The sequence below is a fragment of the Micromonospora sp. NPDC049257 genome, from assembly GCF_040678915.1.
Lineage (GTDB): Bacteria > Actinomycetota > Actinomycetes > Mycobacteriales > Micromonosporaceae > Micromonospora > Micromonospora antibiotica.
This window is the reverse complement of sequence record NZ_JBFAQU010000007.1, coordinates 55,731-79,286: the sequence shown is the minus strand read 5'-3', so window position 1 is coordinate 79,286 and position 23,556 is coordinate 55,731. Positions and strand designations below refer to the sequence as shown.

Below are 23,556 nucleotides of genomic sequence, written 5' to 3'. Positions count from 1 at the left end.
CAGCGACAACAACTCTCCCCGCAGTGGTCGACGCAGGCCGGTCGGCAGACGGTCAGAAGGCGCGGGCGTACGGGTCGGGCCAGCCGGGGGTGGCGCCGAGCTTCGCGGCGGCGCGGCGCGGCCAGTACGGGTCGCGCAGCAGTTCCCGACCGAGCAGCACCAGATCGGCCTCACCGGCTGCGACGACCTGCTCGGCCTGCTCCGGCTCGACGATGAGGCCGACCGCACCCGTCGGTACGCCCGCCTCGCGGCGGATCTGGGCGGCCAGCGGCACCTGGTAGCCGGGACCGACCGGGATGGCCGCCCGGGCCGACGCCCCGCCGGAGGAGACGTCCACCAGGTCCACCCCGGTCGCGGCCAGCTCGGCGGCGAGCGCGACGCTGTCGTCCGCCGTCCAACCGCCGTCGACCCAGTCGGTGGCGGAGATCCGGGTGAGCACCGGCACCTGTTCGCCGACGGTGGCGCGGACCGCGCGGGCCACCTCCAGGGTGAGCCGCATCCGGGCGGCCCGGTCGCCGCCGTACCCGTCGGTGCGGTGGTTGGTCAGCGGGGACAGGAACTCGTGCAGCAGGTAGCCGTGCGCGGCGTGGATCTCCACGACGGCGAAGCCGGCGTCGACGGCCCGGCTGGCGGCGGTGGCGAAGGCCGACACCACCCCGGCGATCCCGGCCTCGTCGAGCGCCGTCGGCTGCCGGTAGTCGGGCAGGAACGGTTCGGTCCCGGGCCCGACCGGCGTCCAACCGCCCTCGGCGTCGGGCACCCCGCCGCGTTCGGCCGCCCACGGCCGCCAGGTGCTGGCCTTGAACCCGGCGTGGGCGAGCTGCACGGCGGGCACCGCCCCCTGGCCGGCGACGAACGCGGTGACCGGACGCCACGCGTCGACGTGCGCGTCGGACCAGATGCCGGTGTCCTGGGGGCTGATCCGCCCCTCGGGGACGACCGCGGTGGCCTCGGTGACGATCAGTCCGGCACCGCCGACCGCCCGGGAGCCGAGGTGCACCAGGTGCCAGTCGGTCGGCAGGCCGTCCGGGCCGGCGCTGTACTGGCACATCGGGGCCAGGGCGATCCGGTTGGGCAGGGTGACGCCGCGCAGGGCGAGCGGGGTGAACAGGGCACTCATGCGAGTGATCCTCCGGTAGGGGCTGATGGCGGTGCAGGACGGGGCAGGGATCGCAGCCGTCGAGGTCAGGCGGGCGCCGGCGTCAGGTCGTCGCGGTGGGCCGGCCGGTCGGCGGTCCCGTCGGCGTCGGTCCCGTCGGCGTCGGTCAGGTCGCGCCGGCCGGCGTTGGCGTAGGCGTCGCGGTCCAGGATGCCCTCGCGGGCGGCCACGATGGTCGGCACGACCGCCTGCCCGGCCACGTTGGTGGCGGTGCGGATCATGTCCAGGATCGGGTCGATGGCCAGCAGCAGACCGGCTCCGGCCAGCGGCAGGCCCAACGTGCTCAGGGTCAGGGTGAGCATGACGATGGCACCGGTCAGGCCGGCGGTGGCGGCCGAACCGACCACCGAGACGAAGGCGATCAGCAGGTAGTCGCCGACGCCGAGGTCCACTCCGAAGACCTGGGCCACGAAGATCGCGGCGAGCGCCGGGTAGATCGCGGCGCAGCCGTCCATCTTGGTGGTGGCACCGAACGGCACCGCGAAGGAGGCGTACTCGCGGGGGACGCCGAGCCGCTCGACGGAACGCTGGGTCACCGGCATGGTGCCCACCGAGGACCGGGACACGAAGGCCAACTCGATCGCCGGCCAGGCACCGGCGAAGAACCGCAGCGGGTTGAGCCGGCCGGCGGTGACCAGCAGCAGCGGGTAGACCACGAACAGGACGATGGCGCAGCCGACGTAGACGGCGGTGGTGAACTTCGCCAGCGGGGCCAGCAGGTCCCAGCCGTACGCGGCGACGGCGTGGCCGATCAGCCCGAGGGTGCCGATCGGGGCGAGCCGGATCACCCACCACAGCGCCTTCTGCACGATGGCCAGCACCGCGCGGTTGAGCTCGACGAACGGTTCGGCAGCCGCACCGACCAGCAGCGCGGCGGCACCGACGACCAGGGCGAGGAAGACGATCTGGAGGACGTTGCCCTCGACGAACGCGCCCACCGGGTTGGTCGGCACGATGCCGGTGAGGAAGTCGGTCCACGAGCCGGTGGTCTTCGGGGCGGTCGCGCCGCCGACGTCCAGGCTCACCCCCCGGCCCGGGTTGGTGAGCAGACCGATGCCGATGCCGAGGCTCACCGCGATCAGCGCGGTGACGCCGAACCAGAGCAGCGTCCTCAGCGCCAGCCGGGCGGCGTTGGCCACCCCGCGCAGGCTGACCACGCTGACCACGATCGCGGTGAAGACCAGCGGCGGGACGGCCAGCTTGAGCAACTGGACGAAGAGCCCGCCGACGGTGTCGAGGGTGCCGGCAAGCCAGCTCAGGTCGCCCTCGCGGGCGAGGAAGCCCAGCGCCGCGCCGAGCACGAGGCCGAGCAGGATCTGGGCGGAGAAGGGGAACTTGCGCAGGGTGGAAGCCATCAGGATGCGTCCAAGGTCGGTAGGGGTCGGTCGGCGGGCGGCGTCAGGAGCGCGGCTGCGCCGGACAGACTCCACTGGCCTGGCGTCGGAGGTCGACGTACAGGCGCACGGTGAGGTGCCAGACATTGGTCATCGCCTGTCGACGCTACTCCCGGCCGGCCGACAGGTGGAAGGAGCGATCCCCGTGAGGCTCCTTACACGGAGGTTCTCGACCTGGTGATCCGTTCGTCACGTACGGCGTGCTCCCGCGCGCCGGGCACAGCCCGGTCGTCCGGTCCGGGGGCGGCCGGCCGGTGCCGGGCCAGCAGCAGAGCGGTGCCCAGGCCCCAGCCGGCACAGACCACCAGCAACACCCGTTCCAGCCCGGCCACCAGGTCGCCCCGGCCCACCGTCAGCAGGCCCAGCGCGACCACCCCGGCCACCGGCAACGCCACCACCCCGGCGACCCGGGCCACCCGGCGCAGCCCCGGCGTCGCCGGCCGGAGGAACCCGACCACCAGCATGGCGAGCACCGTCACCCCGGCCGCCACGATGCTCGCCCCGGCGTGCACCAGGTCGGCCGGCGTCGCCGCCTCGAACGGCGGCAGCGGGCACCCGGCGCTGCACGTCACCGCGCCGGAGACCACCGTGCCGGCCGCGCCGGCCAGCAGCAGGCCGGCCGCGAGCCGCAACGTCACCGGCAGCGCCGCGGCCAGCGACAACAGCGCCGCCGCCAGGGCGAACACCCCCATCCGGTACGTCGAGGCGAAGGCGCTGTCGCTGACGCCGGCCTCGCTGACGTACCCGCGCCACGGGCCACCCGGACCGGCCCCGACGGCGACGGTCACCGCGACCGCGCCGAGCAGCACACAGCCGGCGGCGACCCGGCCGGCGACCGCACGGGCGGCCTCAGGCACGGCCGTGCGGGGTGAGCCAGCCGGACGTGTCCGGGCCCACCGGCACCACCCCGGTGGGATTGATCTCACGGTGCGTGGCGTAGTAGTGCCGCTTGATGTGGTCGAAGTCCACCGTCTCGCCGAACCCCGGGGTCTGGAACAGATCCCGGGCGTACGCCCAGAGCACCGGCATCTCGGTCAGCTTCTGCCGGTTGCACTTGAAGTGCCCGTGGTAGGCCACGTCGAAGCGGACCAGGGTGGTGAACAGCCGCACGTCCGCCTCGGTGATCGCGTCACCCATCAGGTAACGCCGGTCGGCCAACCGCCGCGACAGCACGTCCAACCGGGCGAACAGCGCCGCGTACGCCTCGTCGTACGCCTGCTGGGAGGTGGCGAAGCCGCACCGGTACACGCCGTTGTTGACGTCGGTGTGGATCTCGGCCATCAACGCGTCCAGCTCGGGACGCAGCGCCACCGGGTACAGGTCGGGGGCGTCCGGGGCGTGCAGGCGTCGCCACTCGGTGGAGAGGTCGAGGGTGAGCTGCGGATAGTCGTTGGTGACCACCCGGCCGGTGAGTGTGTCCACCAGTGCCGGCACGGTCACCCGGCCCGTGTAGTCCGGGTCGGTGGTGAGGTAGGCCTCGGACAGCAAGCCGATGCCCAACGCCGGGTCGAAGCCGTCCGGGTCGAGGGTGAACCGCCAGCCGCGTTCGTCGCGGATCGGGTCGACCGTGCCCAGCGAGATCACCCCGTCCAGGCCGAGCAGACCGCGCACGATCATGGCCCGGTGCGCCCAGGGGCAGGCCCGGCACCAGATCAGCCGGTACCGGCCGGCCTCCAACGGCCAGCGCCCCTGGTCGTCCGGCCCACCGCCCTCGGGCGAGGTGGAGTGCGGGGTGACCCGGCCGGTGAACCGGTTGGGCTGGCGGACGAACGCCCCACCACCGGAGGTCTCTGCGCTGAACTGGGCCCGGGTCATGACGCCAACCTATCCGGCGTCCGCCCGCCGGGCCGGCGTCACGGGCCGCCCCGGCCGCCATCCGGCTCGGGAGGGTCGGCGCAACCCCCCGGCCGGGGGCCGTTCGGCACGGGCGTGGATATCCTGACGGCCGGCGTCCCTGTGATCCGGGCGACGCCGGCACCGCCAGCCCCTTCCCACCCCCGAAGGACGTGCGTCGATGACCGTGGCCTACCTCGTGTCCGGAGTCCGTACCCCGATCGGCCGGTACGCCGGCGCCCTCGCCGGGGTACGCCCCGACGACCTGGCCGCCCACGTGCTGCGCGAACTGGTCGCCCGGCACCCGGCGGTGGACTGGTCCCGGGTCGACGACGTGGTGCTGGGCTGCGCCAACCAGGCCGGTGAGGACAACCGCAACGTGGCCCGGATGGCGGCGTTGCTGGCCGGCCTGCCACAGGAGGTGCCGGGCAGCACCGTCAACCGGCTCTGCGGCTCGGGCCTGGACGCGCTGGCCATCGCCGCCCGCGCCGTGGTGGCCGGAGAGGCCGACCTGGTGCTCGCCGGTGGCGTGGAGAGCATGAGCCGGGCCCCGTTCGTCATGCCGAAGGCGACCACCCCCTACTCCCGCGCCGCCGAGGTGTACGACACCACCCTCGGCTGGCGGCTGGTCAACCCGCTGATGGCGGCCGGCTGGGGCACCGACTCGATGCCGGAGACCGCCGAGAACGTGGCCGCCGAGTTCGGCGTCGACCGGCGGGCCCAGGACGAGTTCGCCCTGCGCTCCCAGCAGCGGGCCGCGAAGGCGCAGGCCGACGGCCGGTTCGCCGAGGAGATCGTGCCGGTGACCGTGCCCGCCGGCCGGCGGGAGACGAAGCTGGTCGAGGTCGACGAGCACCCCCGGGAGACCTCGCTTGCGAAGCTGGCCGCGCTGCCCACCCCGTTCCGGTCCGGCGGCACCGTCACCGCCGGCAACTCCTCAGGCCTCAACGATGGCGCGGTGGCCCTGCTGGTCGCGTCCGAGGCGGCGGTGGCCCGGTACGACCTCACCCCGCTCGCAAGGATCGGCGGCGCGGCGGTGGCCGGCGTACCGCCCAGGATCATGGGGATCGGTCCGGTGCCGGCCACCCGTCGGCTGCTCGGCCGGCTCGGCGTCGCCCTGGCCGACGTGGACGTGGTCGAGCTGAACGAGGCGTTCGCCGCGCAGGGGATCGCGGTGCTGCGCGAGTTGGGCCTGCCGGAGGACGCCGAGCACGTCAACCCGAACGGCGGCGCGATCGCCCTGGGGCATCCACTGGGGGCCAGCGGGGCCCGGCTGGCGTTGACCGCTGCCCTGGAGCTGCGTCGCCGGGGTGGCCGGCGGGCCCTGGCGACCATGTGCGTCGGGGTCGGCCAGGGCATCTCGCTGCTGCTGGAATCCGTGGACTGAGCCCGGCGGGTCGACCGGCGTCGAGTGGGCCCGGCGGGTCGACCGGCGTCGAGTGGGCCCGGCCGGTGGGGAATGCCCGGGGACCGACCGACCGGCCGACGCCGGGTGCCCGGCCGGCCGGCCGAGCCGGGAGGTGGAGGTGTCACCGTCGGGTGTGCGGGTGGCAGCCCAGGGTGACGGCGGGGCGTCCGGGTTGTTCGCGCCGCCCGGCCGGCCACAGATCGGGGTCAGCTGATCTCCCGTACCTGGGCGGACGGGCCTAGAGTGGTCAGCACCACACGATCCGCGGGTCGGCCGGTGCGGCTCCGCGTGCCCGCGCACGCCGTCGACACCGGTGCCCTCCCGCACCGCGGCGACGAACTGGGGGCCAGACAGCGATGCAGACGCCGGACGGACTTCCCGCCGAGATCGACCTGAGCCGGCCCAGCGCCGCCCGGGTCTACGACTACTTCCTCGGCGGCGCGCACAACTTCGAGATCGACCGGCGGCTCGCCGAGCAGATCGCCAGCATGACCCCGAACCTCGCCGACACCATGCGGTCCGGTCGGGAGTTCCTGCGCCGTGCGGTCCGGGTGCTGCTCGACGCCGGCATCGACCAGTTCCTCGACATCGGCTCGGGCATCCCCACCGTGGGCAACGTCCACGAGGTCGCCCAGGCCGCCGACCCGCAGGCCCGGATCGTCTACGTCGACATCGACCCGGTCGCCGTGGCGCACAGCCGGGAACTGCTCGCCGGCAACGACCGGGCCGTCGCCGTGCACGCCGACCTGCGGGAACCGAAGCTGATCCTGGACGAGGCACGCGCCAGCGGCCTGATCGACTTCGACCGTCCACTGGGCATCCTGCTCGCCGGGGTCGTGCACTTCGTCCCCGACGCCGACCGGCCGGCCGACATTCTCGCCACCCTCCGGGCCGCCGCCGCACCCGGCAGCTTCCTGGTCGTCTCGCACTCCACCTTCGAGGACCAGCCCCAGGAGATGCTCGACGCACAGCGCCTCTCGGCGCGTACCGACACCGAGATCACGCTGCGGTCCCGCGCCGAGATCACCGGCTTCTTCGGGGACTGGACGCTGCTCGAGCCCGGCGTGGTGCACATGCCGCTGTGGCGGCCCGACTCTCCGTCCGACGTGGACGAGCACCCCGAGCGGTTCGGGGCGTTCGGCGGCGTCGCCCGGTACGACCGCACAGCCGGCTGAGTCGACCATGTCCGCCGTTCCGGACCCCGGCGGCACCGACGCGGCCCGTCCGGGTGCCCAGGGCTACGCCGCCGACTGGGCCCGGGCGGTACGCCGGCTCGGGTTCGTGCCGATGAGCGCGGACGAGACCGAGCGGCTGCTGCTCGTGCACACCGTACGGCTGGCGCAGGCCCTGCTCGCCGAGGAGTTCTCCGCCACCCCGGCGGAGGAGGTGGGCCGGGCGCTGGTGGAGGCGCACCTGACCGAACCGCGCATCCTCGACTGGTCGGTGCGGGCGCTCGGCGAGCAGTTGCCGCAGCGGGTGCTGCCTCCGGTGGACCTGCCGCCCGATCTGCCCGCCCGGGTGGCGGCGGTGCAGGGTGGGCTGGCCGCCGGATTCGGTCGGGCCCTACGCGACCGTACCTTCAGTCAGCAGGAGCGGATCGCCCGATCGGCCTGGCAGGCCCGGGACGCGGTTGAGCGGGCGCTACGTGACAGCGAGGCCCGGTTCCGGGCGGTCTTCACCGGCGCGGCCATCGGCATCGGCATCGCCGGCATCGACGGCCAGATCATCGACGTCAACCAGTCGTTCGCCGACATGCTCGGTTACAGCCGGGAGGAGCTGCAGCAGACCAACGTGTCGTCGCTGTTCCACGCCGAGGACGCGGCCGGCATGTGGGAGCTGTACCAGGAGCTGATCGAGGGCAAGCACGACACCGCCCGGGTGGAGAAGCGCTACTACCGCAAGGACGGCACCGTCGTGTGGACGGACCTGGCCGTCTCGCTGATCCGGCACGACGACGGCCGCCCCCGGTTCACGGTCGCGATGATCGAGGACATCACCCAGCGGTACGAACTCCAGCAGCGGCTGCGTTTCCAGGCGCTGCACGACCCGCTGACCGGCCTGCCCAACCGGACGTTGTTCTTCGAGACCCTCGGTCAGGTCTTCGCCGACGCCGGGCCGGAGCAGCGGATCGGCGTGTGTTTCCTGGACCTCGACGGCTTCAAGGCGGTCAACGACAGCCTCGGCCACGACCTCGGTGACCGGCTGCTGATCACCATCGCCCGACGGCTCTCCGACTGTGTCATCGGTCAGGGGCACCTGGTGGCCCGGATGGGCGGCGACGAGTTCGTCATCCTGGTCAACGAGGGCGAGGGCATCGACGACGCGGTCGGTGTCGCCGAGTTGGCGCTGGCCGCGGTGGCCGCCCCGGTGCTTGTCGGCGACCACCAGCTCGCCGTCTCGGCCAGCATCGGGGTGGTCGAGTGCCCGGCCAGCGAGACCAGCGTCTCCGAGCTGATGAAGGCCGCCGACACCACGCTGTACTGGGCCAAGGCCGAGGGCCGGGGCCGCTGGGCGGTGTACGACCCGGAGCGCAGCGCCGCCGACATCGCCCGGTCCGCGTTGGCCGCCGGCCTGCCGGCGGCCCTGGACCGGGGCGAGTTCGTGGTCCACTACCAGCCGATCGTCTCCCTGCTGGACGGCTCGATGATCGCGGTGGAGGCCCTGGTCCGGTGGGCCCATCCGGAGCTGGGCCTGGTCGGCCCGGACCGCTTCATCGGGCTGGCCGAGGAGACCGGGCTGATCGTCCGGCTCGGCGAGTGGGTGCTGCGCCAGGCGTGCCGCGACGCCCGAGCCTGGCACCGCGAGTTCCCCGAGGCGAAACTGGTGGTCAGCGTCAACCTGGCCGCCCGGCAGGCCGACGACCCGGCCATCGTGGACACCGTCGCCAGCGCGCTGAGCCGCACGGGCCTGCCGGCGGAGCTGTTGCAGCTGGAGCTGACGGAGAGCGCCGTGATGGGCACCGCCGGGGAGCCGTTACGGTCGCTGCACCGGCTGGCGGACCTGGGCGTACGACTGGCCATCGACGACTTCGGCACCGGCTACTCCAACCTGGTCTACCTGCGGCGGCTGCCGATCCACTGCCTGAAGCTGGCCGGCCCGTTCGTCGAGGGCATCCGGGGCGGCGACGACTCCCCGCCCGACCACCGCGACGAACGGATCGTCGACGCCCTGGTCCGGTTGGCGCACGCGCTGGAGCTGTGGGTGACCGCCGAGGCGGTGGAGACCGGGGAGCAGGCGGAGCGGTTGCGGGCGTTGCGCTGCGACACCGGGCAGGGCCGCTGGTTCGGCCCACCCGCCCCGGCGGACCAGATCACCGCCCGCCTGCGCGGGGCGACGACGGAGTGACCTGCTCCCCGGCCGGTTCGGGGGCGTCGTCGGCGCGCGGTGGTGCCGGGCGAGGTGTGGTCGTTCGGGGTGGGGCGTGGTCGTTCGGGGTGGGGCGGCCGGAAGCGGCCGGTCGGGTACGGGTGGCCGGCGGGGAGCCGGGTGCTCTGGCATGGTGACGAGGTGACCGGGGCGGAACCGGGCGGGGGAGAGGTGGCGGGGTGAGCCTGACCGATGGTGGGGCGGCGGTCTCGGTGGTCGCGGCGATCGCGATCGTGGCCGGACTGGCCGGGGTGGTGGTGCCCGGCCTGCCGGCGCTGCCGCTGTGCTGGGGCGGGGTGCTGCTCTGGGCGGTCTTCGGCGACGCCGGGCCGGGCCGCTGGGCGGTGCTCGGCGCGGCCACCGTGGTCGCCGCCGCCGGTGCCGTGATCAAGTACGCCTGGCCGGGGCGCAACCTCAAGCGCACCGGGGTGCCGACGTCGTCGCTGCTCGTCGGGGGCCTGCTCGGGCTGGTCGGGTTCTTCGTCATCCCGGTGATCGGCCTGGTGATCGGCTTCGTCGGCGGGGTGTGGGGGGCCGAGCGGCTGCGGTTGGGCAGCAACCAGCTCGCCTGGCCGGCCACGGTGCAGGCGCTGAAGGCGGCCGGCCTGTCGATGATGGTGGAGTTCCTGGCTGGCCTGGTGATTGCCGCCCTCTGGGTCGCCGGCCTCCTCTTCACCTGACCACCCACGTGGGCGGGGCGGTGGTGGTCGGGCGGCAGGTCAGGCAGCCGGGTCGATCTGCTTGGCCAGGTCGACGAACGCCTGCCAGCTGTCCGGCGCGAAGGTCAGGGTCCCGCCGTCGCGGTCCTTGGTGTCCCGCACCAGGACGACGCCGGTCAGGTTGTCGGCCACCTCGACACACGAGCCGCCGTTGCTGCCGCTCCTGGTGCTCTTGCGCCATTGTGCGCCGGTCAGGTCCATGTGCTCGCCGCTTCCTTGAGGAGGTTGAGTGACTGCCTGCGGGAGAAGGCTTCGCCTCTGATCATCTCCCAGGTCTGCTGGAGGGTAACAAGGTCATCGGCCTCATTCACCACCTGCGCTCGCACTTGATGATCGAGATGTGCCACTACTGAGCCGTCACCAAGGGTGGCAAGAATGAAGCCGCCCTGTAGTCCAGGATAGAGCCCAGTGTCCTCACTCACCACGAGGATCTGTATGTGCGGTAGCTCAGCCACATCGGCCAGGTGGGTGAGCTGTTCCTTCATTGCGGCGGGGTGACTCTTCATCGGGCGACGTAACGCCGCCATGTCGATGACGGCGACGAGTTGCGGGGGTCTGCCGCTGGTGAGAATGGAGCCGCGCTCAAGCCGGGACGCCACGCGCTCCTCGATCTCGTCCGCAGGCAGCAGGTTGTGTGCCAGAGTGGCCCGCGCATACGCCTCGGTTTGGAGTAGGCCAGGTATCCAGCAGTGTTCAAACCAGCGCAGGGCCAAGGCTTCACGCTCCCAGTCGACCCATTTTCTCAGCCACTGTGGCTCGCGGCGCTTGAGGACATCGGGCCATAGGTCACCAACGTCCCGGCCGAGGATCGCGGCCACGGTCACCCGTCGACGCGGTTGCGGCACACGTCCCGGAGATATCCACCGCGCTGCCGTCTTGGGGTCGACTCCTGTTTGAGCGGCAAGACTCTCTGCTGTCTCGCCGGCCTCGGCCATGGCCTCCTGAAGCGCGTGGTTCATCCCGCCTCCATCGTGGATGTCACGAACGTCCCTGAGCATAGATTAACGTCGTGTACTGATCCCGTCGCTCTGGGCAAGGTTGCCCCAGGTGGGTCGGCTCTGACGGAACGGTGTCGGGGCCGACTTCGCGGGGGCCGCTCCCTTTCTGGCCAGTGGGAGCGGCCCCTTCCCAGGCACGCGAGGAGGTCGACATGAAGGGTTCGGTCATGTGGTGGAGGATCATGAGGACGCCGCCCTGCCGGGTGCTCGGAAGCGTCAAGCGGTTCCTGTGGTCGCCTGACCTGATCGACGACGAGGCGCAGGCCGCTGCGCTGTGGGGGCGGTGATGGTGGTGGTCCGTCCGCCCGTCCCGCACGTCGCGATGCGTCCGCTGTGGCGCTGCCGCAACTGCGGCCGGCAGTGGCCCTGCCAGCCGGCCAAGCTCGCGCTGCTCACCGAGTACCGGCACGACCGGATGTCCCTGCTGATCTATCTCGGCACCCTCATGCACGAGGCCACCAACCAGCTCACCCAACTCCACCCGGCCCACCCGCCCACCGGCATGACCGAACGCTTCCTCTCCTGGGCCAGGGCCCGAGGCTGAGGGATTTACCAGGGGCGGTCGGCGGCAAGATCGACTCGTCTGGGCCGAAGTTGTGCTGTCCATGCCCGGCGGATTCCGCAACATCGACCCAGGCGGGTGGATCGGGGCGGGAGTGGGTGGCGGAGCGGGACGCCCGTCGGGTACGGCACGACGCCGTACGTGAGAGAGAGGTGGACGCCCCGCGCCGCCGTGGTGCCGGGCTCCTGCCGAGCGCCCGGCGTCGGCCCGTCGCGATCGGGCCTGGTCACGGGCTCAAGCATCCGTCGGTGCCGGCCCCGGGGCAACCCGATTACCGCCCCCGGGCGACCTGACCACCGCCCGCCAGGGATGACGCGAATTAACGAGTTCGGCACCGGCGACGGATTGACCGTGGTGATCGGCGGGACGAGACTCGGGCGCACTCGCACCGGGACCACCCGGGCAGTACCGGGTACCACCTCAGGGAGGTGTGCTGTGGCCACAACGCCCCCGCCGACCACCGGGCAACCGCCGACCGCCGGGAACGGGCAACCGCCGACCGCCGGGCAACCGCACGCGCCGGACGACGACGCCCGACGACTCGCCGAACTCGGCTACCAGCAGGAGTTGCACCGCACGTGGAGCGGCTTCTCCAACTTCGCCATCTCGTTCTCGATCATCTCGATCCTGGCCGGCTGTTTCACCACCTTCGGGCAGGCGTGGAACAACGGCGGACCGGTCGCCATCTCCTGGGGCTGGCCGCTGATCTCGCTGTTCATCCTGATCATCGGGTTCTGCCTGGCCGAGCTGGTGTCGGCGTACCCGACGGCCGGGGGGATCTACTGGTGGGCGGCGAAGATGGGCCGGCCGGTGCACGGCTGGTTCACCGGCTGGCTCAACCTGATCGGCCTGGTCGCGGTCACCGCGTCGGTGGACTACGGCTGCGCCACCTTCCTCAACCTGACCCTGTCGGCGCTCTTCGACGGGTGGGAGGGGACGCTGCGGCAGGCATTCGTCCTGTTCGTGATCATCCTGGCCCTGCACGGGCTGATCAACATCTTCGGGCACCGGATCATCGACGTACTCCAGAACGTGTCGGTCTGGTGGCACGTGGCCGGCGCCGCCGCCGTGGTGGCCATCCTGCTGCTGGTGCCCGACCGGCACCAGAGTTTCCAGTTCGTCTTCACCGAGCGGTTCAACAACTCCGGGTTCGGTGACGGCGACACCGGCGGGTTGACGTTCTGGTTCTACGTGCTGCCGCTGGGATTCCTGCTCACCCAGTACACGATCACCGGATTCGACGCCTGCGCGCACGTGTCCGAGGAGACCCGGGGCGCGTCGCAGGCCGCGGCCAAGGGGCTGTGGCGGTCGATCTTCTATTCGGCGGTGGGCGGGTGGATCCTGCTGCTGGCGTTTTTGTTCGCCGCCACCGACGTGGACGCGATCAACGCGGCCAACGGGTTCTCCGGCGCCATCTTCGAATCCGCGTTGACCCCGTTCTTCTTCAAGACGGTCATCATCATCTCCACCATCGGGCAGTTCTTCTGCGGGATGAGCTGCGTGACCTCGATGAGCCGGATGGCATACGCCTTCAGCCGCGACCGCGCGGTGCCCGGCTGGCGGCTGTGGTCGAAGGTCGACCGCAACGGCACCCCGGCCAACGCGATCATCGGGGCGACGCTGGCCGGCCTGGTGCTCACCCTGCCGGCGCTCTACCAGCGTGACGGCGTCCCGGTCGCCTTCTACGCGGTGGTGTCGGTGGCGGTGATCGGGCTCTACCTGTCCTTCGTCATCCCGATCGCGCTGCGGCTGCGCCTCGGCGACCGGTTCGAGCCGGGGCCGTGGACGCTCGGGCGCAAGTACAAGGTGTTCGGCTGGATCGCGGTGGTCGAGATCGTGATCATCTCGGTCTACTTCGTGCTGCCGATCGTGCCGGCCGGGGTGCCCGGCAACCCGGAGTTCAGCTGGTCGGCGGTGAACTACGCGCCGCTGGCCGTCGGCGGGGTGCTGCTCGGGGTCGGCATCTGGTGGTACGCCTCGGCCCGCACGTGGTTCACCGGCCCGCGCCGCACCGTCGACGTACCCGGGCCGGGGTCGCCTGCGGCGGTGGACGCCGCGCGGGCCGACGAGCCGGCCTGACCGCGACCGTCCGGGTCTTACGGTGGGCAGCCCCGGGCGGGGACCTCCTCCGAGGAGGGTCCCGCCCGGGGCTGCCCGGTCGCCTGCGGGCGTTTCCGCCGGTGCGGGGCAGGTCAGAGGTTGATGCTGTTGCTGAAGGTGAGCGGAATGAAGCTGGTCGGCCCGCCGTAGGTCCAGGTGATGTAGGCGTCCGCGCCCGTCTGGTACTGGCCGCTGGACCGAGGGTATTCGGTGTCGGCGGTCGTGGTGGTGGTGCTGTAGTTCGTGTGGGTGCCGTACGTGATCTGGGTGCCGTAGCGGAACAGGGCGACCTCGACCTGGGCCGCGTAGACGGGGTAGGTGCACCGGACCGTCGCGAGGCCCTCCTCGCCGCCACCGTACAGGCCGCCGTAGTAGATGAACGGGGTGCTCGGCGTCAGCGTGCAGGTGACGGTTATGGAACCGACGGTTCCCGTTATCGAGGTCGAGGCGAGCGTGCCGTAGGAATTCGCCGACCGGCCGGCGGATCCGCTGGAAAGGGGAATCAGGTGGCCGGTCGACTCGGCACCGGAGGCGGGTGCTGCCTGGGCCGGGGCGGCCACCGCGAGCATTACGGTGGACAGGGCGATCGCCACCAGGGCGGCGAAGGAGCGGGGCGTGCCACGCAGACGTACTCTCGTCATTACGCGTCCTTTGTGCGTCGTGATGGAGCAGTTCGGGCGGTGCGGAATTACCGTCGGGTGTCACCGGTGCGCCGACCAGCCGTTTTCCCGACGAACGCACCTGCGCATCGCGCGCACCCGCGCAGGTGGTCGACGGAAAAGACGGACGGGCCATTCGGGAAAGTGCCGAGCGTCGCACCCGATCGGTCAGATTCTGGCAACGCGGCGACTCTCCCGCAAGGTCACTGCGTGATTACGGATAGTTGTGTCGATGGTTTGTCCGAACGGATGAACGGCTTGTCGCCGCAGTTCTTTCCCGCGCGCGGAATAATTGTTTCCGGTGTGCCGCGCTTCTGCAATTCCCGTCCGGGTCGCCTGGCGTCGGGGCGCGGCGGGGAACACGAGGGCCGGCAGGAACGTCCTCACCGGACCGGTGCGTCCAGGTGCGGCCCCGGCCACCCGCCGGTGCGGCCGGCGACGTGACCCGGACCGGGTCGGCGGAACCCCGGGCGGGGGTTTGCCGGGACGCCCGAACGGGGCATTGACGGTGATCCGCTAGGCCCGGTAGACCTTGGTGATGGAGGCGCACGGATGAGGAAAGCCCCGCTCACGCTGGAACAGCTCCGGGTCGCCGTCGCCGATGGCGAGATCGACACGGTAGTGCTCGCCCTGACCGACATGCAGGGCCGCCTGCAGGGCAAACGGTTCCACGCCCCGTTCTTCCTCGACCAGGTGGTCGCCAACGGCAGCGAGGGCTGCAACTACCTGCTCGCCGTGGACGTCGACATGAACACCGTCGACGGGTACGCAATGTCGAGCTGGGAACGCGGCTACGGTGACTTCGCCATGCGCCCAGACCTGTCCACCCTGCGCCGGATGCCGTGGCAGCCGGGCAGCGTGCTGCTCCTGGCCGACCTGGAGTGGCTCGACGGTTCCGGCCCGGTGGTCGCCTCGCCCCGGCAGATCCTGCGCCGGCAGCTCGACCGGCTGGCCGACCACGGGCTGACCGCGTACGCCGGCACCGAGCTGGAGTTCGTCCTCTACCGCGACTCGTACGAGGAGGCGTGGCGGCGCGGTTACCGCGACCTCACCCCGGCCAACCAGTACAACGTCGACTACTCGCTGCTGGGCACCGCCCGGGTGGAGCCGCTGCTGCGGCGCATCCGCACCGAGATGGCCGGCGCGGGGCTGACCCCGGAGAGCGCCAAGGGCGAGTGCAACCTCGGCCAGCACGAGATCGCCTTCCGTTACGACGAGGCGGTGGCCTGCGCCGACCACCACGTGATCTACAAGAACGGGGCGAAGGAGATCGCCGCCCAGGAGGGCGTGTCGATCACGTTCATGGCCAAGCCCAACGCCCGGGAGGGCAACTCCTGCCACATCCACTTCTCCCTGCGTGACGTCGACGGCCGCTCGGCGATGCTCGGCGACGGGCCGGCGCAGCTCAGCGTCACCGGGCAGCGGGTGCTGGCGGGGCTGCTCGCCACCATGCGGGAGATGAGCGTGCTGTTCGCCCCCAACATCAACTCCTACAAGCGTTACCAGCCCGGCTCGTTCGCGCCGACCGCGCTGCGCTGGGGCACCGACAACCGCACCTGCGCGCTGCGGCTGGTCGGGCACGGGCAGGGGATGCGGGTGGAGAACCGGGTGCCCGGCGCGGACGTGAACCCGTACCTGGCGATCGCCGCCCTGGTCGCGGGGGCGGTGCACGGCATCGAGCAGGAGCTGGAGCTGGCCGACGAGTGCACCGGCAACGCCTACGACGACCCGGCCGCCGAACGCGTCCCACCCACCCTCCGCGACGCCCTGACCCTCTGGCAGAACTCCGACATCGCCCGCACCGCCTTCGGTGACGAGGTGCACGCCCACTACGCCAACCAGGCCCAGGTCGAGCTGGCCGCCTTCGACGCCGCCGTAACCGACTGGGAACTGACCCGTGGCTTCGAACGCCTCTGACCTCCACCCCCTGTCTGCGTCGATCTTGGAGTTGTGGTGGACGATGTGTGGCGGTATGTGGTCTGTGCGGGGCACCACAACTCCATGATCGACGGGGAAAGGGGTGGGGCGTGACGCAGGTGGTCGATCCGGCTAGTGGGGATGTGGTGGGGGAGGTGGCGGCCACCGGGCAGGGGGAGGTGGATGCGGCTATCTCGCGGGCGGCTGTTGCGTTCGAGGCGTGGCGTCAGGTTGCGCCGGGGGAGCGGGGGCGGGTTCTGCGGCGGTTCGCCGGGCTGGTGGACGCGCACCTGGAGGAGTTGGCCCAGCTGGAGGTGCGTAACTCCGGGCACACCATCGGTAATGCGCGGTGGGAGGCGGGCAACGTCCGTGACGTGCTCGACTACTACGCGGGGGCGCCGGAGCGGCTGACCGGGCAGCAGATCCCGGTGCCCGGCGGCTGGGACGTCACCTTCCACGAACCGCTCGGCGTGGTCGGGGTGATCGTGCCGTGGAACTTCCCGATGCCGATCGCCGCCTGGGGTTTCGCCCCCGCGCTGGCCGCCGGCAACACGGTCGTGCTCAAGCCCGCCGAGCTGACCCCGCTGACCGCGCTGCGGCTGGCGGAGTTGGGGCGCGAAGCCGGCCTGCCGGAGGGCGTGTTCACCGTGCTGCCCGGTCGCGGCGACGTGGTCGGCGAACGGTTCGTCACCCACCCGGCCGTGCGCAAGGTCTGCTTCACCGGCTCGACCGAGGTGGGCACCCGGATCATGGCCGGCTGCGCCGCCCAGGTGAAGCGGGTCACCCTGGAGCTGGGCGGCAAGAGCGCCAACCTGGTCTTCGCCGACGCCGACCTGGAGAAGGCGGCGGCCACCGCACCGTACGCCGTGTTCGACAACGCCGGGCAGGACTGCTGCGCCCGCTCCCGGATCCTGGTCCAGCGCCCGGTCTACGACCGGTTCCTGGAGTTGCTCGAACCAGCGGTGCAGGCGCTGCGGGTGGAGGACCCGGCCGCCGAGACCGCCGAGATGGGCCCGCTGATCTCCGCAGCCCACCGGGACCGGGTCGCCGGCTACGTCGACGGCGCGACTGTCGCGTTCACCGGCACCCGCCCCGACGGCCCCGGCTTCTGGCACGCGCCGACGGTGCTGCTCGCCGACTCCCCGGCCGACCGGCACTGGCGGGAGGAGATCTTCGGGCCGGTCGTCTCGGTGCTCCCCTTCGACGACGAGGCCGACGCGGTCCGGCTCGCCAACGACACCGAGTACGGCCTGTCCGGCTCGATCTGGACCCGGGACGTCGGGCGGGCGCTGCGGCTGGCCCGCGCGGTGCAGGCCGGCAACCTGAGCGTCAACTCGCACTCCTCGGTGCGCTACTGGACCCCGTTCGGTGGGATGAAGCGTTCCGGGCTCGGCCGTGAGCTGGGACCGGACGCGCTGCACGCCTTCACCGACGTCAAGAACGTCTTCATCAGCACAGAGGAGTGAGGCGCGTGCAGGGTCGGCTACAGGACCGGGTCGCCGTGGTGACCGGGGCGGGCAGCGGGATCGGGTTGGCCACCGTGCGGCGGTTCGCCGCCGAGGGGGCCCGGGTGGTCTGCGTCGACATCGACGACGAGGCCGGCGGGCGGGCCGCCGAGGAGGTCGGCGGCGAGTACGTGCACACCGACGTCGCCGACGAGGCGGCCGTGCGGGACCTCTTCGACGGGGTCGTGCAGCGGCACGGCCGCCTCGACGTGGCGTTCAACAACGCCGGCATCTCCCCGCCCGACGACGACTCCATCCTCGACACCGGCCTGGACGCCTGGGAACGGGTGCTGCGGGTCAACACCACGAGCGTCTACCTGTGCTGCAAGTACGCGATTGCGCACATGCGCCGGCAGGGCAAGGGCTCGATCATCAACACCGCCTCGTTCGTGGCGCTGATGGGGGCGGCCACCTCGCAGATCGCGTACACCGCGAGCAAGGGCGGGGTGCTGGCGATGACCCGGGAGCTGGGCGTGCAGTTCGCCCGGGAGGGCATCCGGGTCAACGCGCTCTGCCCCGGCCCGGTCGCGACCCCGCTGCTGATGGAGCTGTTCGCCGCCGACCCGGAGCGGGCCGCCCGTCGGCTGGTGCACGTGCCGATGGGCCGGTTCGGCGCACCGGAGGAGATCGCCGCCGCGGTGGCGTTCCTGGCCAGCGACGACGCGTCGTTCATGACCGCCGCGCAGTTCGTGGTCGACGGCGGCATCACCGGCGCGTACGTCACCCCGCTGTGAGCGGGCCGGCGGGTGGCGGCGCCGGGCCGTCCGGCCGCGGGGCGCGTCCGCTGATCGGCATCACCGGGTACGTCGAGCCGGCGAGCTGGGCCGTCTGGCGGGACGTCCCGGCGTCGCTGGTCCCGCAGGCGTACGTCCGCTCGGTGACCGCCGCCGGGGGTCGGGCCGTGGTGCTGCCCCCGGACGAGCTGGACGCCGACGTGGTGGACGTGCTCGACGGGTTGCTGCTGGCCGGCGGCGCGGACGTCGGCCCGCAGCGCTACGGCCAGCCGGTGGACCCGCGTACCGAGCCCCGGCCCGACCGGGACGCCGGGGAGTCGGCCCTGCTGGCTGCCGCCCTCGCCGTGGATCTGCCGGTGCTGGGGGTGTGCCGGGGCATGCAGTTGCTGGCCGTCGCGTACGGCGGGTCGTTGCACCAGCACCTGCCGGACGTGGTGGGTCACGACCGGCACCGCCCCGCCCCGGGGGTGTACGGGGCGCATCCGGTGCGGTTCGCGTCGGGGACCCGGACGGCGTCGGTGCTGGCCGGGGTGGACCGGGTCAACTCGTACCACCACCAGGCGGTGGCCGATCCGGGGCGGCTCACGGTCACCGGCTGGGCCGACGACGAGGTGGTGGAGGCGGTGGAGGACCCGGCGCGACGGTTTCTGCTCGGGGTGCAGTGGCATCCGGAGAACGACGACGACCCGCGCCCGGTTACCGCCCTGGTGAGGGCGGCCCGGGACCGCTGACGCTTCCTGCCAGGTGGGAAATCTGTCTCGAAATGCGGTCGGCGGCGGGAGGATGGCAGCATGGGGACCGTATATCCGGCGCTGGACGGGCGACTGCGGGAGTTCGTCGAGGCGCAGCCGATGTTCTTCGTCGCCACCGCGCCCACCGGCGGTGACGGGCACGTCAACCTCTCCCCCAAGGGCATGCGGGGCACCTTCGTCGTGCTCGGCCCGCACCGGGTGGCCTGGCTCGACTACCACGGCAGCGGCGCGGAGACGATCGCCCACCTGCGGGAAAACGGCCGGATCACGCTGATGTTCTGCGCCTTCGACGGCCCACCGAAGATCGTCCGACTGCACGGGCGGGGCGTCGCCACCCCGGTCACCGACCCCGACTTCGCGGCCCGGCTGGCCGACTTCCCCGAGCCGCCCGACGTGCACGCCGTCCGCGCGGTGATCGGGGTCACGGTGCAACGGGTCAGCGACTCCTGCGGCTACGCGGTGCCCCTGATGGACTATCGCGGCGACCGCGACCTGTTGCTCACGTCACACTCCCGACGGACCACCGAGGATCTGGTCACCTACCGCGCGACCAAGAACGCAGCCAGCATCGACGGACTCCCGGTCTTCTGAGCCCACCCCCTCACCGTGCGCTGTCGGGCAGATGACGGCAGGATGAGGCGAGAGTTACCAGCGTCCGTCCGAACCCGTGCGTTACGTTCCTGATCCGTCGGGGTAGAAGACGGACGCGACCGGCGTCAGCCGAGGCGTTCTGGGGGGCACGACCGGCCGAAGCAGGGGGCGCGGATGAGCTCGGCCCGTGGGGGCGAGGACGGACGAGGGCTGTCCGCCCTGTCCGCCGACCGCACACTCCCGCCCTGGCTGGCCGGGGCGTTCACGGCGGGCGGCGAGATGGGTCGCCGGCTGCGCGGGCACGACTGGGCGGACAACCCGATCGGCCCTCCGGACACCTGGCCGGCGGCGCTGAGCCACGCCATCGGCATGATGCTCTCCTCGCGGGCCCAGATCGTGCTGTTCTGGGGCCCCGACCAGCTGGCCTTCTACAACGACACCTACCGGCCCACCATCGGCGTCAAGCACCCGCAGGCGCTCGGCCGGCCGGCCCGGGAGCACTGGGCGGAGACCTGGGACGTGCTCGGCCCCCTGCTCGACGGGGTACGCCGCACCGGCGAGTCCTACCGGGGGGAGAACCACCCGTTCCTGCTCGACCGGCACGGCTTCGTCGAGCAGGTCTACTTCGACATCTCCTACGACCCGATCCGGGACGACGACGGCAGCGTCAACGGTGTCTTCTGCTTCGTCAACGAGACCACCGGGCGGGTCATCGGGGAACGCCGGCTGCGGGCCCTGGCCGAACTCGGCTCCCGGCTCGGCGCGGCGAGCAGCATGACCGAGCTGGGGCAGGCCACCGCCGCCGTGCTCGACGGGCACCGGGCCGACGTCCCGTTCGCCCTGATCTATCTCACCGACGAGACCGGTCGGCCGGTACCGGCCGGGGTCAGCGGCGTCGACCCGGACCAGGTGCCGGCCGAGTTGCCGACGGTGCTGTCCCGGGTCGCCGCCGGTGGGGCCGGCACCGAGATCGAGGTGGCCGACCTGTTCGGCGCGGTACCGGACGGCGTCTCCGACCGGGCCCTGGTGCTGCCGCTGACGGCCACCAGCGAGCCCGCCGGGGCACTGGTCGTCGGCCGTAGCTCCCGCCTGCCGTGCAACGACGAGTACCGCGACTTCGTCGGCCTGATCGCCGCGCAGGTGTCCCGGGTGGTCGGCCAGCAGCGGGCGTACGAGCAGGAGCGGGCGCGCGCCGCCGAACTGGCCGCGCTGGACCGCGCCAAGACCAACTTCTTCGCCAACGTCAGCCACGAGTTCCGTACCCCGCTGACCCTGGTCCTCGGCCCGCTGGAGGACATGCTGGCCGATCCGACGCTGCCCACGGCGCACCTCGACCGGCTGACCGTCATGCACCGCAACGCGCTGCGCCTGCTCAAGCTGGTCAACACGGTGCTCGACTTCTCCCGGCTGGAGTCCGGCCGGCTGGCCGCCCACTACCAGCCCACCGACCTCGCCGAATACACCTCCCGGCTGGCCAGCACCTTCCGCTCCGCGACCCAGCGGGCCGGGCTGCGGCTCGTGGTCGACTGCCCGCCGCTGCCCGCGCCGGTCTTCCTGGACCGTGACATGTGGGAAAAGATCGTCTTCAACCTGCTCTCCAACGCGCTGAAGTTCACCTTCGACGGCGAGATCCGGGTCCGGGTGGTCGCCGTCGCCGGCGCGGCGCGGCTGGAGGTGACCGACACCGGGGTCGGCATCGCCGCCGGGGAGGTCCCGCACGTCTTCGAGCGGTTCCACCGGGTGCCGGGGGTGCGCTCGCGTACCCACGAGGGCACCGGGATCGGCCTGGCCCTGGTGCGTGAACTGGTCGACATGCACGGCGGCGCGGTGGCCGCCACCAGCCGGGTCGACCACGGCACCACCTTCACCGTGACCGTCCCGTTCGGTTCGGCGCACCTGCCGCCCGACCGGGTCGCCTCCGCCGCGCCGCTGCCCACCACCGAGTCGTCACAGGCGTCGCTCTACGTCGCGGAGACCGCCCTGTGGACCGACGGGTCCGACCCGGCCGGCGACGGGCGGTCCGCCCCGGTCACCGGCGACCCGGGCCGGGCGGGCCGGGTCCTGCTCGCCGACGACAACGCCGACCTGCGCGAACACGTCACCCGGCTGCTCAGCCCCGAGTACGAGGTGGTGGCCGTACCGGACGGCGTGGTGGCCCTCCAGGAAGCCACCGGGAGCCCGTTCGACCTGGTGCTCACCGACGTGATGATGCCCCGGCTGGACGGTTTCGGCCTGGTCACCGCGTTGCGGGCCGACCCGCGCACCCGGCACGTGCCGATCGTGCTGCTCTCCGCGCGGGCCGGGTCCGCCGAAGCGGTCGCCGGCCTGTCGGTCGGGGCCGACGACTACCTCACCAAGCCGTTCTCCGGGGCGGAGCTGATCGCCCGGGTCCGGGCCAACGTCCAGCTGGGTCAGCTGCGGGGGCAGATCATCCGCCGGCTGCGGGCGCTCGCCGACGCCGCCGTGGCGGTCAACACCGCGAAGTCGACCGCCGAGGTGGTCCAGGTCGCCGCCCGGCACGCCCTGCGCCTGGCGGAGGCGGCCCGGGTGTCGGTCACCACGGTCACCGGCGCGCGGCACGAGGCCGACGGCGGCGGCACCGCGCCCGACCAGCCGTCCCAGGTGCTGCCGTTGACCGGCACCACCGGTGGGCAGCTCGGCGAGCTGCGGGTCTGGCGTCGCGAGGGCGACGGCACCGACCAGGCGGCCGTCGCGGAACTGGCCCGGCTGGTCGGGGTACGACTGGAGAACGCCCAGCTCTACGAGGCCGAACACCGGATCGCCACCACCCTGCAGCACAGCCTGCTGCCCCGCTCGCTGCCCCAACTGCCCGGAGCCGTGGTGGCCAGCCGCTACCTGCCCGGCAGCACCGACGTCGAGGTCGGCGGTGACTGGTACGACGTGATCGGCATCGGCGACGACGAGGTGGTGCTGGTCATCGGCGACGTGGTCGGCAAGGGGGTCGGGGCCGCCGCGGCGATGGGTCAGCTGCGCAACGGCCTGCGGGCGTACCTGCTGGAGGGCTACGACCCGGGGCAGTCGTTGACCCGGCTCAACCGGCTGGTCGGCTCGACCGAACGGCAGTCGTTCGCCACCGTGTTCTGCCTCTCCTTCTCTCCCCGCACCGGCCGGCTGCGGTACGCCAGCGCCGGTCATCCGTCCCCCCTGCTGATCCGAGGAGACGACGTGGCATTTCTGCACGAGCGGGCCCTGGGGCCGCCGATCGGTGCGATCGCCGGCACCGACTTCCGCACCGTCGAGGGTGAACTCGCCCCCGGCGGTCGGCTGTTGCTCTATACCGACGGGCTGATCGAGGACCGGCAGGCCGGCATCGACGCGGCGCTGGCCCAGCTGCGGGCGGACGCCGGCACCGGCGGTGAGCACGTCACCGACCTGGTGGACGCGGTGGTGCAACGGGTCGACGGGCGCAACCGGCACGACGACGTGGCGGTGCTGGCGCTGGAGGCCGCCGAGCTGAACCGCTTCACCCTGCGGCTGCCCGCCGACCCGACCCGGCTCAGCGTGCTGCGCAAGCGGCTGGAGGACTTCCTGGTGGCGCACGGCGTGGGGGAGAACGACCTGTTCGACCTGATCGTCGCCGTCTCCGAGGCCGCCGCCAACGCCATCGAGCACCCGGTCGCGCCGGTGGAGCCGACGATCGGGGTCGAGGTGTCGATCGTCGACCACACGGTGGTGGCGACGGTGCGGGACAGCGGTCGCTGGCGCGAGTCGACAGGGGCCGGGTTCCGGGGCCGGGGCCTCGCGTTGATCGAGGCGCTGGGCGAGCTGACGGTACGTCGTACCGCGGAGGGGACCGAGGTGTCGCTGCGCCGCCGGCTGGCCGACTGAGCCGGCCCGG

The 23,556-nt window shown here is 72.3% G+C and carries 20 protein-coding genes; 13 read left to right on the top strand and 7 right to left on the bottom strand.

Translation table 11 applies throughout. The features are described from left to right. Positions 1-52: 52 nt before the first annotated feature. From AB0K25_RS13465 to AB0K25_RS13450, 4 genes are all read right to left on the bottom strand, one after another. Positions 53-1,120 (bottom strand): NADH:flavin oxidoreductase/NADH oxidase, encoded by a 1,068-nt coding sequence (locus AB0K25_RS13465; protein ID WP_363820281.1) that lies wholly within the window; start codon positions 1,118-1,120, stop codon positions 53-55. A gap of 65 nt (positions 1,121-1,185) precedes the next feature. After that, positions 1,186-2,502, bottom strand: coding sequence for a dicarboxylate/amino acid:cation symporter (locus tag AB0K25_RS13460; protein WP_363820477.1), 1,317 nt, complete (start codon positions 2,500-2,502; stop codon positions 1,186-1,188). A gap of 206 nt (positions 2,503-2,708) precedes the next feature. Continuing rightward, a complete protein-coding gene (locus AB0K25_RS13455) occupies positions 2,709-3,410 on the bottom strand; it encodes a DUF998 domain-containing protein (RefSeq protein WP_357534516.1) in 702 nt (233 codons plus the stop codon). Beyond that, positions 3,403-4,368, bottom strand: a complete 966-nt coding sequence (locus AB0K25_RS13450) for a glutathione S-transferase C-terminal domain-containing protein (RefSeq protein ID WP_357534514.1) — start codon at positions 4,366-4,368, stop codon at positions 3,403-3,405. Before AB0K25_RS13450 ends, AB0K25_RS13455 begins: the two co-directional genes overlap by 8 nt. Positions 4,369-4,567: 199 nt before the next feature. Between AB0K25_RS13450 and pcaF the strand changes: the two genes are divergently transcribed. The 4 genes from pcaF to AB0K25_RS13430 all read left to right on the top strand — a co-directional run bounded on the left by pcaF (position 4,568) and on the right by AB0K25_RS13430 (position 9,840). Beyond that, positions 4,568-5,773: a 3-oxoadipyl-CoA thiolase gene (gene pcaF, locus AB0K25_RS13445; RefSeq protein ID WP_219468417.1), complete on the top strand. Its 1,206-nt coding sequence runs from the start codon at positions 4,568-4,570 to the stop codon at positions 5,771-5,773. A gap of 377 nt (positions 5,774-6,150) precedes the next feature. Then, positions 6,151-6,969, top strand: coding sequence for an SAM-dependent methyltransferase (locus tag AB0K25_RS13440; RefSeq protein WP_208569286.1), 819 nt, complete (start codon positions 6,151-6,153; stop codon positions 6,967-6,969). Positions 6,970-6,976: 7 nt separating this feature from the next. Next, positions 6,977-9,139: an EAL domain-containing protein gene (locus AB0K25_RS13435; RefSeq protein ID WP_363820278.1), complete on the top strand. Its 2,163-nt coding sequence runs from the start codon at positions 6,977-6,979 to the stop codon at positions 9,137-9,139. Positions 9,140-9,339: 200 nt separating this feature from the next. Next, positions 9,340-9,840 carry a DUF456 domain-containing protein gene (locus AB0K25_RS13430; RefSeq protein ID WP_219468422.1) on the top strand — a complete coding sequence of 167 codons (501 nt, stop codon included), beginning with the start codon at positions 9,340-9,342 and terminating at the stop codon, positions 9,838-9,840. A gap of 39 nt (positions 9,841-9,879) precedes the next feature. On the opposite strand, the gene AB0K25_RS13425 is transcribed toward AB0K25_RS13430, so the two are convergent. Both AB0K25_RS13425 and AB0K25_RS13420 read right to left on the bottom strand, forming a co-directional pair. Then, positions 9,880-10,074, bottom strand: a complete 195-nt coding sequence (locus AB0K25_RS13425) for a DUF397 domain-containing protein (protein ID WP_219470768.1) — start codon at positions 10,072-10,074, stop codon at positions 9,880-9,882. Continuing rightward, complete coding sequence (locus AB0K25_RS13420) at positions 10,071-10,838, bottom strand: DUF5753 domain-containing protein (RefSeq protein ID WP_219468425.1); 768 nt, start codon at positions 10,836-10,838, stop codon at positions 10,071-10,073. The genes AB0K25_RS13425 and AB0K25_RS13420 overlap by 4 nt, the downstream gene beginning before the upstream one ends. 191 nt (positions 10,839-11,029) lie before the next feature. Between AB0K25_RS13420 and AB0K25_RS13415 the strand changes: the two genes are divergently transcribed. From AB0K25_RS13415 to AB0K25_RS13405, 3 genes are all read left to right on the top strand, one after another. After that, positions 11,030-11,164: a hypothetical protein gene (locus AB0K25_RS13415; RefSeq protein WP_255597924.1), complete on the top strand. Its 135-nt coding sequence runs from the start codon at positions 11,030-11,032 to the stop codon at positions 11,162-11,164. A 5-nt stretch (positions 11,165-11,169) separates the two neighbouring features. Then, positions 11,170-11,421, top strand: coding sequence for a flavin reductase (locus tag AB0K25_RS13410; protein WP_363820276.1), 252 nt, complete (start codon positions 11,170-11,172; stop codon positions 11,419-11,421). 453 nt (positions 11,422-11,874) lie between these two features. Beyond that, the gene (locus AB0K25_RS13405) at positions 11,875-13,518 is read left to right on the top strand and encodes an amino acid permease (protein ID WP_363820274.1); all 1,644 of its coding nucleotides are present in this window, start codon (positions 11,875-11,877) and stop codon (positions 13,516-13,518) included. A 113-nt stretch (positions 13,519-13,631) separates the two neighbouring features. Here AB0K25_RS13405 and AB0K25_RS13400 read toward each other — a convergent pair whose 3' ends face one another. After that, a complete protein-coding gene (locus tag AB0K25_RS13400) occupies positions 13,632-14,180 on the bottom strand; it encodes a hypothetical protein (RefSeq protein ID WP_219468429.1) in 549 nt (182 codons plus the stop codon). A gap of 570 nt (positions 14,181-14,750) precedes the next feature. Here AB0K25_RS13400 and AB0K25_RS13395 point away from each other — a divergent pair. The 6 genes from AB0K25_RS13395 to AB0K25_RS13370 all read left to right on the top strand — a co-directional run bounded on the left by AB0K25_RS13395 (position 14,751) and on the right by AB0K25_RS13370 (position 23,546). Next, the gene (locus AB0K25_RS13395) at positions 14,751-16,115 is read left to right on the top strand and encodes a glutamine synthetase family protein (protein ID WP_219468431.1); all 1,365 of its coding nucleotides are present in this window, start codon (positions 14,751-14,753) and stop codon (positions 16,113-16,115) included. Positions 16,116-16,234: 119 nt separating this feature from the next. Continuing rightward, a complete protein-coding gene (locus tag AB0K25_RS13390; protein WP_308291133.1) occupies positions 16,235-17,581 on the top strand; it encodes an aldehyde dehydrogenase family protein in 1,347 nt (448 codons plus the stop codon). A gap of 5 nt (positions 17,582-17,586) precedes the next feature. Then, positions 17,587-18,354 carry a 3-oxoacyl-ACP reductase gene (locus AB0K25_RS13385; RefSeq protein WP_219468438.1) on the top strand — a complete coding sequence of 256 codons (768 nt, stop codon included), beginning with the start codon at positions 17,587-17,589 and terminating at the stop codon, positions 18,352-18,354. After that, on the top strand, positions 18,351-19,085 hold the full coding sequence (locus AB0K25_RS13380; RefSeq protein ID WP_363820272.1) for a gamma-glutamyl-gamma-aminobutyrate hydrolase family protein: 735 nt from the start codon (positions 18,351-18,353) through the stop codon (positions 19,083-19,085). Before AB0K25_RS13385 ends, AB0K25_RS13380 begins: the two co-directional genes overlap by 4 nt. A gap of 60 nt (positions 19,086-19,145) precedes the next feature. Further along, positions 19,146-19,697 carry a pyridoxamine 5'-phosphate oxidase family protein gene (locus tag AB0K25_RS13375; RefSeq protein WP_219468441.1) on the top strand — a complete coding sequence of 184 codons (552 nt, stop codon included), beginning with the start codon at positions 19,146-19,148 and terminating at the stop codon, positions 19,695-19,697. A gap of 174 nt (positions 19,698-19,871) precedes the next feature. Further along, a complete protein-coding gene (locus tag AB0K25_RS13370) occupies positions 19,872-23,546 on the top strand; it encodes a SpoIIE family protein phosphatase (protein WP_219468443.1) in 3,675 nt (1,224 codons plus the stop codon). Positions 23,547-23,556 lie beyond the last annotated feature (10 nt).

Bases quoted from the DNA above. Each gene is read 5' to 3' on its own strand.
- AB0K25_RS13465 (WP_363820281.1), bottom strand. From the start codon at position 1,120: ATGAGTGCCCTGTTCACCCCGCTCGCCCTGCGCGGCGTCACCCTGCCC.
- AB0K25_RS13450 (WP_357534514.1), bottom strand. From the start codon at position 4,368: ATGACCCGGGCCCAGTTCAGCGCAGAGACCTCCGGTGGTGGGGCGTTC.
- pcaF (WP_219468417.1), top strand. From the start codon at position 4,568: ATGACCGTGGCCTACCTCGTGTCCGGAGTCCGTACCCCGATCGGCCGG.
- AB0K25_RS13440 (WP_208569286.1), top strand. From the start codon at position 6,151: ATGCAGACGCCGGACGGACTTCCCGCCGAGATCGACCTGAGCCGGCCC.
- AB0K25_RS13435 (WP_363820278.1), top strand. From the start codon at position 6,977: ATGTCCGCCGTTCCGGACCCCGGCGGCACCGACGCGGCCCGTCCGGGT.
- AB0K25_RS13420 (WP_219468425.1), bottom strand. From the start codon at position 10,838: ATGAACCACGCGCTTCAGGAGGCCATGGCCGAGGCCGGCGAGACAGCA.
- AB0K25_RS13415 (WP_255597924.1), top strand. From the start codon at position 11,030: ATGAAGGGTTCGGTCATGTGGTGGAGGATCATGAGGACGCCGCCCTGC.
- AB0K25_RS13400 (WP_219468429.1), bottom strand. From the start codon at position 14,180: ATGACGAGAGTACGTCTGCGTGGCACGCCCCGCTCCTTCGCCGCCCTG.
- AB0K25_RS13395 (WP_219468431.1), top strand. From the start codon at position 14,751: ATGAGGAAAGCCCCGCTCACGCTGGAACAGCTCCGGGTCGCCGTCGCC.
- AB0K25_RS13375 (WP_219468441.1), top strand. From the start codon at position 19,146: ATGGGGACCGTATATCCGGCGCTGGACGGGCGACTGCGGGAGTTCGTC.
- AB0K25_RS13370 (WP_219468443.1), top strand. From the start codon at position 19,872: ATGAGCTCGGCCCGTGGGGGCGAGGACGGACGAGGGCTGTCCGCCCTG.